The sequence below is a fragment of the Salinibacterium sp. NSLL17 genome (assembly GCF_015864935.1).
Lineage (GTDB): Bacteria > Actinomycetota > Actinomycetes > Actinomycetales > Microbacteriaceae > Rhodoglobus.
The window spans coordinates 1,568,541-1,583,016 of the sequence record NZ_JADYWH010000001.1; the positions used below are offsets into that span (position 1 = coordinate 1,568,541).

A 14,476-nucleotide genomic window follows, 5' to 3' on the forward strand; every position below is an offset into this window, starting at 1 on the left:
CTAGGAGCTTGACGCTGTGGAGCCGAAACAGAAGGATGCCATCGCACCCGCGATTAGAGTGGAGGCATGCGAGATCCAGCCGGTTTATATGACATCGCCACCGATGTTGCTGGAGTGCCGCGCGGTCTTCCTCTTGTAGCGGGACTCACGGGCTTTGCGGATGCCGGTGGTGCCGTCAGTCAAGTGAGCCAATATCTGCTCGACACCCTTGAACGCACCGTTGTCGCATCGTTCGACAATGATGCTCTCCTGGACTACCGAGCGCGTCGTCCCACGATCTATTTTGATCAGGACCATTTGAGTGACTACCGTCCAGCCAAGCTCGAGCTTTACTTGGCGAAGGATGAGCTGGGGCAGCCCTTCCTGCTTCTCACGGGTTACGAACCTGACTTCCAGTGGGAGCGATTCTCGGCAGCAGTGTTGAGGCTCATTTCGAAGCTCGACGTTAAGTCGACCACGTGGCTGAGTTCCATCCCGATGCCGGTGCCGCACACGCGCAGCATCGGGGTCACCGTGAGTGGCAATCGCTCGGAGCTCATCGACTCACTTTCAGTGTGGAAGCCCCACACTCAGGTGCCTGCTAACGCAATGCATGTGATTGAGTACCGCTTGCAGGAGATCGGGCATCCCGTCGCCGGCTTCGTGCTTCTCATTCCGCACTACCTCGCCGACACCGAATGGCCGACCGCTGCCGTAACGGCGCTCGAGAGTGTGAGTGCTGCAACCGGATTGATCTTCCCCACGGATCGCCTTCGTGAAGAAGGGCGCGCATTCGTCGCAAAGATTGATGGTCAGGTTGAGAGCAACCAAGAACTTGCTCGCCTAGTAGGAACGTTGGAAGAGCGACACGACAACTACATGGAAGAGAACCCCATGCGGTCGCCGTTGACGGATGAAGCTGGAGAGCTGCCTTCAGCAGACGAAATCGCCGCCGAGTTGCAGAAGTTCCTTGCCATCAAACGCGCTGGTGACACTGACGGCACCTCTGGTCTCCCTTTGTAGTACCCGCGGTGTGCGGCATCCGCGATTCTCTTCGCTGGGGCTAAGGGTGTCCGCTTTGCTCCGTCACCCGCATGGTGCGAAGCATGAGAAAAGCGTGGCATAATAGGAGTAAGACCCGGTCTTGTTTCTCGATCTGTTTCGCCATGCGGTGAGATGGGCGGAGGCTTGACATGGGTCTTAGTACTGCCCGAAAACCTCAGAAAGGTGTTCAGATGGCGACCCGAACGAAGGCTGCAGAGTCCGCACCCGCAGCAAAGCAGGCTCCTGCTAAAGCAGCCACAAAGGCTGGCACGCGTAGTAAAGCTGCCGCTGCAGTCGAAGAAGTAGCCCCCGACGCAGAAGGCGCCGAGAGCACGACTACTAAGGCAACGACGAAGAAAGCTGCGACGACGAAGTCGACTGCTGCTGCGTCAACCGCCAAGAAGCCTGCCGCCAAAAAGCCGGCGACGAGGAGCAAAAAGGCAGCTGCAGCTGCAGCTGCAGAAATCGTTGAGGCAGACGGCGAAGAGGCGAAGGCCGAAGACGAGCAAGAAGAAAAGTCAACGAGTAAAGACGAGGCGTTGCCCACAGGTGCGCTCGTTCTTTCGCTCGTCGATGACGAAGACGAAGTTCCTGTCTACTCGGCAGCCATTACTGGCGCTACCGCCGACCCTGTCAAGGATTACCTGAAGCAAATCGGTAAGGTTGCTCTGCTCAACGCCGCTCAAGAAGTTGAGCTCGCGATGCGCATTGAGGCCGGCCTCTTCGCTGAAGACAAGCTTTCACAAATGGCCCCCGGTGAAGTGCGTTCGACTCTCGGTCGAGAACTTCAGTGGGTAGCTAAAGATGGTCAGCGGGCCAAGAGCCACTTGCTCGGTGCCAACCTCCGCCTCGTCGTATCGCTCGCTAAGCGTTACACCGGTCGCGGCATGCAGTTCCTTGACCTCATTCAAGAGGGCAACTTGGGTCTGATTCGTGCAGTCGAGAAGTTCGATTACACCAAGGGCTTCAAGTTCTCGACCTATGCAACGTGGTGGATCCGTCAGGCCATTACACGCGCGATGGCAGACCAGGCTCGCACCATTCGTATTCCTGTGCACATGGTCGAGGTCATCAACAAGCTTGCTCGCGTTCAGCGCCAGATGCTTCAGGACCTTGGTCGCGAACCTACCCCCGAAGAGCTGTCGCGTGAGCTCGACATGACGCCAGAAAAGGTCGTCGAGGTTCAGAAGTACGGCCGCGAGCCCATCTCGCTTCACACACCGCTTGGTGAAGACGGTGACAGTGAGTTCGGTGACCTTATCGAAGACACTGAAGCAGTTGTTCCGGCGGATGCTGTGGGCTTCACGATGCTGCAGAAGCAGCTTGAAAGCCTTCTCGATTCCCTTTCGGAGCGCGAAGCCGGAGTTATCCGCATGCGTTTCGGCCTGGGCGACGGAATGCCCAAGACTCTCGACCAGATCGGCGACACGTTCGGCGTAACTCGCGAACGCATCCGTCAGATCGAGTCCAAGACGATGGCGAAATTGCGCCACCCGTCACGCTCGCAGTCACTGCGCGACTACCTCGAATAGGCCAATAATGGGTGCTGAAGCGAACGCTGGAAAAAGTCTCACTGTTGAGGTTGATGGGGCCGTCTATGAACGGCTTCCCATCAAGACTCGATTGGTGGTTCGTGAAGACGACATCGTTCAGGTCGTATCGGAGTACGCTTCGTCTGTCGTGCAGGATGGCGACCTGTTTTTCGTGACCGAGAAAATCGTGGGCATCACTCAGGGGCGGGCCTACCCGATCTCTGAGGTCGAGCCACGCAAGCTTGCGACCTTCCTCTCGAAGTACGTTACGAAAACGTCGCACGGTATCGGTCTCGGCATGCCCGAGACGATGGAGATGGCGTTGAGGGAGTGCGGAACGCCGCGCATCCTGTTCGCGGCTGCTGTCGCAGCGGTGACCAAGCTTGTGGGGCGTCGTGGCGACTTCTATCGCATTGCCGGGCCCAAGGCTCGTGCGATCGATGGTCCGACGAAGAACACCATTCCGCCTTACAACTCGCACGTGGTGCTCGGCCCCGCGCGTCCAGATGGTGTCGCGCAAGACATCAAGGTCGCTCTCGGCCGCAACATTGAGGTTCTCGTCGTAGACATCAATGACTTCGGTGGCAACATCCTCGGGTCAACGACAACCAAGGCCAACAACGCGCTCGCGCTCAAGGTATTGAAAGACAACCCTCTAGGGCAAGATCACCAAAGTACGCCGCTTGGCGTCATCCGTCGGGCTTAGCAACACTTCGGCACCAGCCAGCCACCGCAAGGTGAACTGGCCGGGGGAGCAATGCCCTAGAAGTCGATGACTTCGCGGAACTTGGGCAACAGGCCTGTCTTGATTCCAGTGAGACTCGGCTTCATCTGAAAGACACCAGTGTTGTAGTTGCCCTCGATGATTGCCGGTCCGTTTGGCGTGATCGCGACGTCCCAGCCGACATACGGGATTTCTGGGATGATGCGGCTGACCGTGTCGAGCATGGCGAGCACGTCGTCGTACAGCGGAACCTGAAACCCCACGATCGGGGTGCCGGTCTGGGGATGCACGGTGAAGGTGTTGGCGTACTTGTCGAAGGCGCCGTAGTTGGCAATTCCGGTCTTTTCGTCGAGCACGGTGTACATGCCACCACGACCATAGTTGTCAACGTCGGCGCCATTGCCCATTCGCAGCACGGCTTCCATTATGTGCACATCGGTGCCATCGAAGAAGGTGATCATCCGCAACGAGTTCACGCTGGTGGGGCAGAGTGCAGACATCCCGGGGTGCTGCTTGAGAAACGCTTCGACCAGGAACTGGCGCTTGTCCATGAGCTCTCGGTACAGAGCATGCGCGTCAGCGAGATCGTCGCCGCCGTGCTTTTCGATGCCGGCACCGCTCATGCTGTCGACAACCTTCACCATGATGGGGTCATGGTGCGCGACGAACTCGACGAAGTCAGCTTCGGAAGCCGTTCTCAAGTCGAGCCAGGCTCGACCAAGCCACTTGTCGAAAGTGGTGTTGAAGGTCGGCTTGTCATAGAAACGTTCGCGGTACTCGCGCTGGTTGTACTTCACAACGATGGAGTTGGCGTTGCCGCTCGTAATCCACGTGCGGCGTTCAGCACGACTGAGAACGTTGAATTCGAACTCTTCGTAGTCGAGGTAGCCCGCTTGATAGACAAGGGAACACCACACCATGTCGAGCAGAATCGCAATCACGGGCGTACCGCTGCGTTTACTGATTGCTCGCGCGACGGCGAGCATGTTTGATACGTCGAGCGAGATAAGTCGCGACACGTAGTGCCGGATGCGCTTCACAGTTCTCCTACGAAGGTCATACCGACACACGTGTCGGCGGCGAGCAAACTATCTGATGATGCTCAACGCTACGTTATGCATTCAGACGGCTGGACTCGTCGTGCCACTTAATCGCTGTCGGGAACAGCTTGTCTTTGAATTTGGCGCCGTGGTGGGCGCAAAAGAGAAGATCGCCACTGGCGAGCGTGGCGCGGATATATGCCTGCGCGCCACAACTGTCACAGCGGTCAGCCGCCGTGAGGGTGTAGTCCATCTCATCGACTGGGGTGTCTTCGGTTGCAATGTTCGACATGGCCTACTCCTTCTTGCTTGCGGTTGTTATTCCGTACGCCTATACAAGCATGGGTGCCTGAAGATTCTTCCTACATTGCGGGCATTTCGCTCAGCGCGTAGCGCGGTTGACGGCTGGCGGTGTGCACGGGGCAGCGGGTGTCGGTGAGCAGCAATGTCGGGCGGAGAACGTACTCTAGAAGATGGCCTTCCGTCGTCAAACCCTAGGAGATCACTATGGCGAGCTCTGACTACTCAGCCCGTCACCTGTCCGTACTCGAAGGGCTTGAAGCCGTTCGTAAACGTCCGGGTATGTACATCGGCTCCACCGACTCCCGCGGGCTCATGCATTGCCTGTGGGAGATCATCGACAACTCGGTGGACGAGGCGCTCGATGGGCACGGTTCAGAGATCAACGTCATCCTGCACGCCGACGAAAGCGTTGAGGTTCGCGACAAGGCCCGTGGCATCCCGGTCGATGTTGAGCCCAAGACAGGTCTCACCGGCGTCGAAGTGGTTTTCACCAAGCTGCACGCGGGCGGAAAGTTCGGTTCGGGCTCCTATGCCGCATCTGGCGGGCTCCACGGAGTGGGCGCTTCGGTTGTGAATGCCCTTTCGGAGCGACTCGACGTCGAAGTCGACCGCAATGGCAAGACCTACGCGATGTCGTTCCATCGCGGCGAGCCAGGCACTTTCGCCGATACAGGTGAACCAACTCCGGATGCTCCGTTCAGCCCCTACGTGTCGGGCAGCGAACTGCGCGTTATTGGCAAGGTTCCCAAGGGGCGTACTGGCACAAGAGTGCGCTACTGGGCTGATCGCCAAATCTTCACGAAGGGCGCGAGTTTCCAGTCTGAGGGGCTGATCGACCGCCTACGCCAGACCGCGTTCCTGGTTCCTAACCTCACCCTGAATGTGTCAGATGAGCGTGGTGAAGAACCCATCCGCGAATCGTTCTCGTTCGAGGGCGGCATCTCTGAGTTCGTTGAGCATCTGGCCGTTGATCCACCCATCACCGACATTTGGCGCCTCACAGGATCCGGCGGGTTCACTGAGAGTGTGCCGGTGCTGCAAGACAATGGCCACATGGTTTCCACCGAGGTCTCCCGCGACTGCGTCGTGGATGTTGCACTGCGCTGGGGCACCGGCTACGACACCGTGATCAAAAGCTTCGTCAACATTATTGCGACGCCCAAGGGCGGAACGCACCTCGCAGGGTTCGAGCAAAGCCTGCTCAAGTTCTTGCGTGCCGAAACGGAGAAGAACGCTCGTCGCCTGAAGCTCGGTAACGACAAGCTCGATAAGGATGATGTGCTCGCGGGCCTCACGGTCGTGTTGACCGTTCGTCTTCCTGAGCCGCAGTTCGAGGGGCAGACCAAGGAGATCCTAGGTACACCTGCGGTACGGGCGATTGTCGCCAAGGTGGTGGCGGCCGCGCTCTCCGAGCGCTTTACGTCAACCAAGCGAGATGACAAGTCACAGGCAGCGCTAGTGCTCGACAAGGTCGTCGCCGAAATGAAGTCGCGCATTTCTGCGCGCGCTCACAAGGAAACTCAGCGTCGCAAGAACGCGCTTGAAAGCTCGAGTCTTCCCGCCAAACTTGTTGACTGCCGCTCCAACGATGTCGCAAACAGCGAATTGTTTATCGTCGAGGGTGACTCGGCGCTCGGCACAGCGAAGCTCGGCCGCGATAGCGAATACCAGGCCCTTTTGCCCATTCGAGGCAAGATTCTCAACGTCCAAAAAGCATCCATCAGCGACATGTTGTCGAATGCGGAGTGTGCGTCGATCATCCAAGTCATTGGAGCTGGTTCGGGGCGTAGCTTCGATTTGTCGACAGCGCGCTATGGCAAGGTCATCATCATGGCCGATGCAGACGTCGACGGCGCTCATATCCGCACGCTGCTGCTTACGCTCTTCTTCCGCTACATGCCCGACATGATTCGCGACGGGCGGGTGTACGCCGCAGTGCCGCCACTGCACCGCGTCGTCGTAATCAATCCGGGCTCTAAGCCCAACGAGACTATTTACACGTATTCCGAAAAGGAACTCAACGGCGTGCTCGCCGGGCTCAAGAAATCGGGCAAGCGCTATCAGGATCCTATTCAGCGCTACAAGGGCCTCGGCGAGATGGATGCCGACCAGCTGGCAACCACCACAATGGATCGCAACAACCGCGTACTCCGTCGCGTGAATATTTCGGATGCCGAGAGCGCGGGAAGTGTTTTCGAGCTTCTGATGGGCAACGAAGTTGCTCCGCGCAAGGAGTTCATCATTCAGGGGCAGGGTCTCGACCGGGACCGCATCGACATTTAGTTGCCAAGCGGATGCGGGGCGTCGTCGACGGCCCGGCACTGATGGTGAACGAAGCAGCGAGAGGGCTGCCCTCTGAATCAATCAGGTGGCAGCCCTCTCGGACGTGCGGCTGTGTCTGTTGCTGCTCGGTAGCCAGCGGTCCTACGGCGTAGTGCCGATGGACCCGACGACGCTGTCGAGTGGCATGCCTGAGCCGTCTCGCTTGGTACGTTCGGTCGGCAGCTGGCGCACGGCACCATCCGGGCCGACCGCCGTTGCCGGGACTGCTCCGACCCACGCCAGGGTGAGCACATCTTCGCCCTTGAGCAGAGAATGCGCCCGCACTCCGCCGGTGCCGCGGCCTTTCGCTGGGAACTGGGAAAACTCACTGAGCTTCACCCGGCCCGGATCTGTGCCCGGGATAGTGACGCTTGAGCCTGAGATCGTGACGGCAACGTTTTCGGAGTCAGCATCCAGTGCGTCGAAGAAGATTACTTCGGCACCAGAACTGACCCGCACACCTGCCATGCCGCCGGCGCTCAGCCCCTGAGGGCGAACAGCAGACGCCGCAAAGTGCAGCAGTTGAGTGTCGGAGGTGACAAACGTTAGCTCTGCGTCGTCGGCGCTGTGAGCCGCACCCACGAGTTCGTCTCCCGGCTTGAGCGAGATGATCTCGAAGTCCGGTTTTGACGGCCAGACGCCCGGTGTGACGCGTTTGACGGTGCCTTGGCGAGTAGCGAGAGCAACGGGCTGATCACTCTCGAGCGACACAATCGCCAACACACGTTCTTTCTTGTCGAGCGTCAAGTACTCACTAATCTTGGCGCCGGCACCGAGCTGAACAGAACTCGTTGGCACGTTGGGCAGGTCTATTGCAGTGAAGCGGATGAGTCGGCCGCGGTTCGTGATCGCACCGATCTCAGTGCGGCTTGTCGTTGTCACGCGCGAACGGATTGCGTCGTGCTTCGAACGACGCGACCCGGCCAAAACGGTGTCGCCCTCGCTGATTCCGACTCGAATGATTCGTCCCGTTGTCGAGAGCAGCACCACGCACGGCTCGTCGGCGATCTCAAGCACAGGCTGGTTCTTGCGCGCAGCTGCACGTGATGTTGTGGCGATGGAGGCAGGAGCTTCTGTCAGCAGCGTGCGTCGCGGTGTTCCAAATTTCTCCGCCACGGCGTCGAGTTCGTTTCCGACGAGTGCTCGGATGAGAGTCTCATCGGCGAGCAAGGCCTGAAGTCGAGCGATCTCGGCCCGAAGTTTCTCTGCCTCGGCTTCCAGCTCGATGCGGCTGAATTTGGTGAGTCGACGCAGGCGCAGCTCAAGAATGTACTCGGCTTGCAACTCGCTCAGATCAAAGACCTCGCGCAGGCGTGTGCGAGCTTGATCGCTGTCGTCGCTCTGACGAATGACCTGGATCACTTCGTCGATGTCCACGATCGCGATCAGCAAACCTTCGACCAAGTGCAGGCGTTCGAGGTGACGAGCAAGGCGATACTTGCTTCGACGAGTGACCACCTGAAGGCGGTGCTTCAAAAAGACTTCGAGCAGAGCTTTCAGCCCGAGCGTCTGCGGGCGCCCATCGACGAGAGTGACCGCATTGATGCTGAAGTTGTCTTCGAGCGGCGTCAGGCGGTAAAGCTGCTCGAGTACGGCATCCGGACTGAAACCGGTCTTGATGCCAATGACGAGGCGCAGCCCGTGGTTACGGTCGGTGAGATCTGTGACATCAGAGATGCCGACAATTTTCTTGTTGTTGACGCCATCCTTGATCTTTTCAATGACGCGTTCGGGGCCAACCAAGTACGGCAGCTCGGTAACGACGAGTCCCATCTTGCGGGCAGTGATTGACTCCACGGTTACGGTGGCACGAGTCTTGAACGCACCACGACCGTTCGCGTAGGCGTCTTTGACTCCGCTGAGGCCAATGATCCTTCCTCCGGTGGGGAGGTCGGGGCCGGGCACAAACTGCATAAGCTCTTCGAGCGTCGCGTCGGGATTTGCGAGCAAATGCCGCGCCGCCCCCACGACCTCAATGAGATTGTGCGGTGCCATATTGGTGGCCATACCAACGGCGATACCGCTGGCGCCATTGACCAAAAGGTTGGGGAAGGCTGCGGGCAACACTTCGGGCTGCGTAGTCGAGTTGTCGTAGTTGGGCACGAAGTCGACAACGTCTTCATCGAGATCATCCGTCATGGCGATCGCGGACGCTTGCAGGCGTGCTTCGGTGTACCGCGGTGCGGCGGGGCCGTCATCCAGCGAACCAAAGTTGCCGTGGCCATCGATGAGGGGCACTCGCAGGATGAAACTCTGCGTCAGACGCACCATGGCGTCATAAATGGAGGCATCACCGTGGGGGTGAAGCTTTCCCATGACGTCACCGACAACGCGCGACGACTTGACGTGGCCCTTTTCTGGGCGCAGTCCCATCTCGCTCATTTGGTAAAGAATGCGACGCTGGACGGGTTTCAGGCCGTCGCGCGCATCGGGGAGTGCGCGCGAATAGATTACGGAGTACGCGTACTCCAAGAACGAGCCCTGCATCTCGGTTGTGACATCGATGTCTTCAATGCGTTCGCCGGCAGGGGAGTCTGGGGTGGGTTTAGTGGGAGTAGCCATAGGATTGCCCTAATGTTACCGGCGCTCAACCCAGACTCAGCGAACCTTACCGATGTGTTGTCAAGTTCATTCCAGGCAATTGCGGGCGAGGAGAATCGGCTGAGCCTGCCTCCCGTGCGCCACGCCGTCGTGTTGCTCGTCGACGGCCTCGGCGCGCATAACCTCAAGGCCCGTGTGGGGCACGCGAGAACTCTGGCCGGTGCGTTCTCAAAGAGTGCCGTTATCCAGTCGGGATTCCCCACCACTACAGCGGCGGCAATAGCGAGCCTGACGACAGGCCAGCGAGCAGGACAGCATGGACTGGTGGGATACAGCGTTCTCGACGCAGGCAACGATCGTGTTATCAATCAACTCTCGGGATGGGATTCCCGCATCGACCCGGCGACGTGGCAGCGGGTGCCGACTTTGTTCGAGCGCGCTACGGAGCGCGGTTTCACTGCGGTGGCGGTCGGAGCCGCTCGCTACCGAGCTTCGGGCTTCACTCACGCGGTCTTGCGCGGTGCACGGTATGTCGCAGCGGGTTCCCTCGCCGAGCGGCTGCGTGTAGCCGTAGCGGTGGGGCACGCCAGCGCCGAGCCGTCACTCACCTATGTCTATGCGCCAGAACTCGATATGGCAGGTCATGCCAATGGCTGGCAATCACCCCAGTGGACGCATGCGCTCGAGTCTCTTGACTCTGCGTTGGCGAGTGCCGTGCGCGAACTCACTTCCGACCAAGGGCTTCTGGTCACCGCCGATCACGGAATGATCGATGTGCCTCATGAGTCACACGTGTTATTCGACACAGCCCCTGAACTGCTCGACGGCGTCGCCTACGTTGCGGGGGAGCCGCGCTGCCTTCAGCTGCACCTCGCGCCCGAGCTCGCTGCAACAGAGCGAGCGGCGGTGCTTGATCGGTGGCAGCAGGCTGAGGGGCAACGTTCGTGGGTCACGAGCCGCGACGCTGCGATCGCTGCGGGGTGGTTCGGTGAAGTACACCCCGAAGTCACGCCACGTATCGGCGACATTATTGTCGCCGCACGTAAGGGGATCGCGTACTACGACTCCCGCGTAACTAACAACGCTGGTCGAAAAATGGTCGGACAGCACGGATCTTGGTCAGACGAAGAGCTTCGTGTTCCGCTACTGAGATTCGGCGCCTTCGCTCGCTAAGCGGGGTCTTCGTCTGGCTTCGTACCGAAGACGATGTCGTCCCAGCTCGGCATAGCGACCCTGCGGCGCCGTGATTTCGCTGTCGGCTGTGGTGCGGTTGCCTGCGGCGGCGCTGGTGCATCGCGGCGTTGCTCTGCGGCGGGCGGATCAAGCAGGCGCATCGACGGCTCGGAACCGGATGGGGGGCTCGACTCGTCATCGTCGGATTCAAAGTTGGCCGGCTCCCGTTCGCCGCGGCGACGGCGAAGAGCATCGAGCAAGTCTGCAGTCTGGTTGCCGACACCCGCTTCAGCGCTGCGATCGCGCATTACAGGAAGTTCCGCCGGCTTGATGGGGGCGGGCTCGTCGTGGAGTTCATCAACGTCGAATGCTCCGCTGTCGAAGCGTGCGGCATCCGTATTCCCCTCAGCGGGCGCAACGGCGCGAAGTCGGGGGATTAGCGCACCGGTGGATTCGCCCTGCTGCGAGAGAGTCTTAGCTTCGTTATTGAGCGGCAAAAGAGACTGACGCTTCGGGTCGTACTGCCAGCGCGCATCGTGATCGATGCTGTTCGAGCTGAACGAAAGTTTGACCGTCCAGCCATTCTCAGGATCTTTCCAGCTAGCCCAACGCTCGTCGGCGGCGTTGACATCCACAAGTCGTTCGCGAATAGCGGATCCGAAGGTGCGTGACGACGTCAGCGAGTCCGTTTCGCCCGCGACATGTACCGGCACCCCGAGCGCAGATTTGACGACGAATTCGCGTTCAGCGACGACAGGCCCCTCGAAGCGCTCGATGTAATCGATGTCGGCTCCCGTAAGGCTCGCAACGTCCTGGGCGGACATTCCTGCCCGGATATGCGCCTGAATCTCACGGGGAGCAAGCTTGGGGCCGCTGCCTGTCTGGGCTCGGCTCTGTCGCAGACGTGACTGCAACACGTTGTCAACGGCGAGACGGAAGCGCGTTCCGTCATTGCTCGACACGATCAGCGCACCGTCTTGTACTTCGATTACCCGAAGGTCTTCCATAGTGAACTTCTCCAGCCCTCACGATTCCCTTTAGGGTCGCACGCATTGAGTGGTTTATATGGGAATAACACGCCTCCATGAACAGTTATCACAGGCGCTGCACAGTGATGCAGAATTGGCGGTTTGCAATTCGTCTCGCTTTCATGGAGACTGTGCCCGCCGATTCCGGTGATTCAACGTAAAAAAGAAGTGGATGGGCATGGCCACCGACTACGACGCACCTCGTAAGACCGACGACGACTCCGAGTCGATCGAGGCTCTTAAAGAGCGTGTTCCTGACAAAATGTCGGGCTCGGTTGACGTCGACGATTCAGACAACCCGGCGAACTTTGAGCTTGCCGGCGCAGACCTTTCTGACCTGGACCTCGATGTGGTCGTTCTGCCTCCACAGGCGGACGAATTCACTTGCGTGAGCTGCTTCCTCGTGAAGCACCGCTCGCAGGTCGACCACACAACCAAGCTGGGCGCTATTTGCCTGGAGTGCGCAGCCTAGACTGCGCGATTGCTCCAGCTAACAATTCGGGAGTGCGACTCGACAACAACCAATACGGTGTCGGGTCGCTCTCATCGAGTAGCTCAAGTTTGACCACGGGCGAGACCCACCCTCGGATCATCAACCAGGCACGCGCATCCAGTCGCTGCCCGCGTTCGAGCGTCGCTTCATCACCGGTGTAACTCGTGACTTCGCCGATGATGGCTATCGGCAGCCGAGCACTTCCCGCACGAAGCTCCTTGTCGTCGACAGTGATCTTTGGTGCAGACCACAGCAGGAACAGCACGATCCCGATGTAGAGCACTGCTGCGGTGATGTATCCCACAAAGATATTGATCGGCAGGAACACCAAAATGCTCGCGGGAATGATGAGTGCGGTGCTGATGTAGAGCCACGCTGTGGGCCACAAGCGTTCACGGTAGTAAGTCACTCATCCATTACACACTGATTTTGCGTCGGGCGTTTCGGGCCGACGCCTTATTTGCACTAGCCTCGACTCGTGATTGACAACGTAGAGGTGCTTATTTCAGCAGGCCAAACACCTGCGTACGCGCACCCGGGGGATGCCGGTGCTGACCTGTATTCGGCGGGTAACTACACTCTCGCCCCCGGTCAGCGTGAGACTGTCGCGACGGGCGTCTCGATCGCCCTGCCCGACGGCTATGTGGCGTTCGTGGTGCCTCGCAGCGGTCTTGCTGCCCGCCACGGCATCACGGTGGTCAATAGTCCAGGAACTGTGGATGCCGGCTACCGGGGTGAAATCCGCGTTACGTTGCTCAATACTGATAGTTCAGCCACATTCGAGATTGAACCGGGCGATAGAATCGCGCAATTGATCGTTATGCCCGTTTCTCGGGCCAGATTCATTCCCGTTTCTACTCTTCCCGGAAGTCATCGCGGTGAGTCGGGCTTTGGTTCGACTGGATACCGCGCAGAGTCAACACAACAAGGAGCCACTTCGTGAGCGACACCACTGAAACCGATCAGCCGCAGGATCACCCGAAGTCCGCGCCGGAGAATCGTGCGACTGATGGTCCTCTCGACGAAAGCGAAGCGAATGCGGTTCGCCCGTATGTCGATCTCGGTGGCGTGAAGATTCTTCCGCGTCAAGAGCTTCATTTGCGCCTCGAAGTCGAGGAAGCAAGCAAGCGCGTTGTCGCCGTTGGGCTCGATTACGCCGGTTCGACCCTCCAAATTCAACCTTTTGCTGCGCCCCGGTCAAGCGGACTCTGGCACGAGATTCGTGAGCAGATCATCGATCAGGTCCACACGCAGGGTGGGACAACGAAGGTCTCTGATGGTCCTTTCGGTCCTGAGGTATTCGCTGAGATCCCTGTCGCCGGCAAACCGGGCGAGAAGCGAATCGCGCGTTTCGTCGGCGTGGATGGCCCGCGCTGGTTCCTGCGGGGAGTAATCGCCGGTGAGGCGCTTACTAGTCAGGAAGCAGCAACCAAGATCGAAGATTTGTTCCGCTCGATTGTGGTCATCCGTGGCACTACGCCGATGCCTCCTCGTGACCTTATCCCGCTCCACATGCCAGCAACGGGTGAGAAAGAAACTCAGGCGTGAGTTCGGTCGACGAACCGTCGAACGCCCCTGGCGATGATCAGGTTTCCGCGGATCCGACGGTTCGTGAAGCGTTAGCCGCGGCGGCCCGTCGTTCTGCCGTTGGCCACGTTGCACCAGGGGAAGCACCGACCTCTGGCGCTCTGCTGGCAGCAATGGGAGGAGTGCGCGGCTTGGTGGAGTCCATTTTGCCGGGGCTCGCTTTCTTGGTGATCTTCACGATCACTCAAGAGTTGGTCGCTTCCGTCGTGGCTCCCGTCATCGTGGCGTTGGGTTTCGTCGCCGTCCGTCTAGCGACGAGAACTCCGGTCTCGTCAGCGATGGTGGGTGTTGTCGGCGTTGCGCTCTCTGCAGGCCTTGCGCTTTTTACCGGCCGTGCTGAAGACAACTTTCTCCTCGGTTTCGTCATCAACGCCGTTTTCCTGGTCGCGATCGTGGTGAGCGTGATTGCGCGACGACCCCTCGTTGGCCTTATCGCGGCGTTGCTGGTGCCAACCGCAGCTGATTGGCGAGAGGACAAGGCAAAGTTTCGCGTTGCACTCATCGCAACCGTGCTCTGGGCATGCCTATTCTCAGTGCGATTGGGTATCGAACTTCCCCTTTATTTTGCCGAAGCAACCCAGGCCTTGGCGACCATGAAGCTTCTCCTCGGCGTTCCGCTGTACGCCGCAGTGCTGTGGGTTACATGGCTTCTCATGCGCACGGCTTACGGGCGCACAGCGTCCGAGTAGTTCTTCACCATCGCCGTGGCG

The 14,476-nt window shown here is 59.2% G+C and carries 14 protein-coding genes; 9 read left to right on the forward strand and 5 right to left on the reverse strand.

Annotation, left to right across the window (positions count from 1 at the left end):
- Positions 1–66: 66 nt before the first annotated feature.
- The 3 genes from I6E51_RS07635 (at position 67) to I6E51_RS07645 (ending at position 3,261) form a co-directional block, all read left to right on the forward strand.
- Entirely contained in the window at positions 67–1,002 is a 936-nt protein-coding gene (locus I6E51_RS07635; protein ID WP_197109881.1) for a proteasome assembly chaperone family protein, read from the forward strand.
- Positions 1,003–1,214: 212 nt separating this feature from the next.
- Complete coding sequence (locus tag I6E51_RS07640; protein ID WP_197109882.1) at positions 1,215–2,555, forward strand: RNA polymerase sigma factor; 1,341 nt, start codon at positions 1,215–1,217, stop codon at positions 2,553–2,555.
- Positions 2,556–2,562: 7 nt separating this feature from the next.
- A complete protein-coding gene (locus I6E51_RS07645) occupies positions 2,563–3,261 on the forward strand; it encodes a coenzyme F420-0:L-glutamate ligase (protein WP_197109883.1) in 699 nt (232 codons plus the stop codon).
- 56 nt (positions 3,262–3,317) lie between these two features.
- Here the strand turns inward: I6E51_RS07645 and I6E51_RS07650 are convergent, their stop codons facing one another.
- Together I6E51_RS07650 and I6E51_RS07655 are read right to left on the reverse strand one after the other, a co-directional pair.
- Positions 3,318–4,319 carry a sugar-transfer associated ATP-grasp domain-containing protein gene (locus I6E51_RS07650; RefSeq protein ID WP_197109884.1) on the reverse strand — a complete coding sequence of 334 codons (1,002 nt, stop codon included), beginning with the start codon at positions 4,317–4,319 and terminating at the stop codon, positions 3,318–3,320.
- A 73-nt stretch (positions 4,320–4,392) separates the two neighbouring features.
- Positions 4,393–4,611, reverse strand: coding sequence for a hypothetical protein (locus I6E51_RS07655; RefSeq protein ID WP_197105747.1), 219 nt, complete (start codon positions 4,609–4,611; stop codon positions 4,393–4,395).
- A gap of 215 nt (positions 4,612–4,826) precedes the next feature.
- Between I6E51_RS07655 and I6E51_RS07660 the strand changes: the two genes are divergently transcribed.
- A complete protein-coding gene (locus I6E51_RS07660) occupies positions 4,827–6,905 on the forward strand; it encodes a type IIA DNA topoisomerase subunit B (protein ID WP_197105746.1) in 2,079 nt (692 codons plus the stop codon).
- 141 nt (positions 6,906–7,046) lie between these two features.
- On the opposite strand, the gene I6E51_RS07665 is transcribed toward I6E51_RS07660, so the two are convergent.
- Complete coding sequence (locus tag I6E51_RS07665) at positions 7,047–9,506, reverse strand: DNA topoisomerase (ATP-hydrolyzing) subunit A (RefSeq protein WP_197109885.1); 2,460 nt, start codon at positions 9,504–9,506, stop codon at positions 7,047–7,049.
- Positions 9,507–9,518: 12 nt separating this feature from the next.
- On the opposite strand from I6E51_RS07665, the gene I6E51_RS07670 reads away from it, so the two are divergent.
- The gene (locus I6E51_RS07670; RefSeq protein ID WP_197109886.1) at positions 9,519–10,658 is read left to right on the forward strand and encodes an alkaline phosphatase family protein; all 1,140 of its coding nucleotides are present in this window, start codon (positions 9,519–9,521) and stop codon (positions 10,656–10,658) included.
- Here the strand turns inward: I6E51_RS07670 and sepH are convergent.
- Positions 10,655–11,665, reverse strand: coding sequence for a septation protein SepH (gene sepH, locus I6E51_RS07675; protein WP_197109887.1), 1,011 nt, complete (start codon positions 11,663–11,665; stop codon positions 10,655–10,657). The genes I6E51_RS07670 and sepH overlap by 4 nt on opposite strands.
- A 199-nt stretch (positions 11,666–11,864) precedes the next feature.
- Between sepH and I6E51_RS07680 the strand changes: the two genes are divergently transcribed.
- Complete coding sequence (locus I6E51_RS07680; RefSeq protein WP_100389298.1) at positions 11,865–12,158, forward strand: DUF4193 domain-containing protein; 294 nt, start codon at positions 11,865–11,867, stop codon at positions 12,156–12,158.
- Here I6E51_RS07680 and I6E51_RS07685 read toward each other — a convergent pair.
- Positions 12,133–12,588: a DUF3093 domain-containing protein gene (locus I6E51_RS07685; RefSeq protein WP_197105742.1), complete on the reverse strand. Its 456-nt coding sequence runs from the start codon at positions 12,586–12,588 to the stop codon at positions 12,133–12,135. The genes I6E51_RS07680 and I6E51_RS07685 overlap by 26 nt on opposite strands.
- Before the next feature lie 69 nt (positions 12,589–12,657).
- Here I6E51_RS07685 and dut point away from each other — a divergent pair, with 69 nt between their 5' ends.
- Genes dut through I6E51_RS07700 form a run of 3 tightly spaced genes read left to right on the forward strand, consistent with a single transcriptional unit; the run spans position 12,658 to position 14,455 of the window.
- Complete coding sequence (gene dut, locus I6E51_RS07690) at positions 12,658–13,122, forward strand: dUTP diphosphatase (RefSeq protein WP_197105741.1); 465 nt, start codon at positions 12,658–12,660, stop codon at positions 13,120–13,122.
- Positions 13,119–13,727: a DUF3710 domain-containing protein gene (locus I6E51_RS07695; RefSeq protein ID WP_197109888.1), complete on the forward strand. Its 609-nt coding sequence runs from the start codon at positions 13,119–13,121 to the stop codon at positions 13,725–13,727. Before dut ends, I6E51_RS07695 begins: the two co-directional genes overlap by 4 nt.
- Positions 13,724–14,455, forward strand: coding sequence for a DUF3159 domain-containing protein (locus I6E51_RS07700; protein ID WP_197109889.1), 732 nt, complete (start codon positions 13,724–13,726; stop codon positions 14,453–14,455). The genes I6E51_RS07695 and I6E51_RS07700 overlap by 4 nt, the downstream gene beginning before the upstream one ends.
- Positions 14,456–14,476 lie beyond the last annotated feature (21 nt).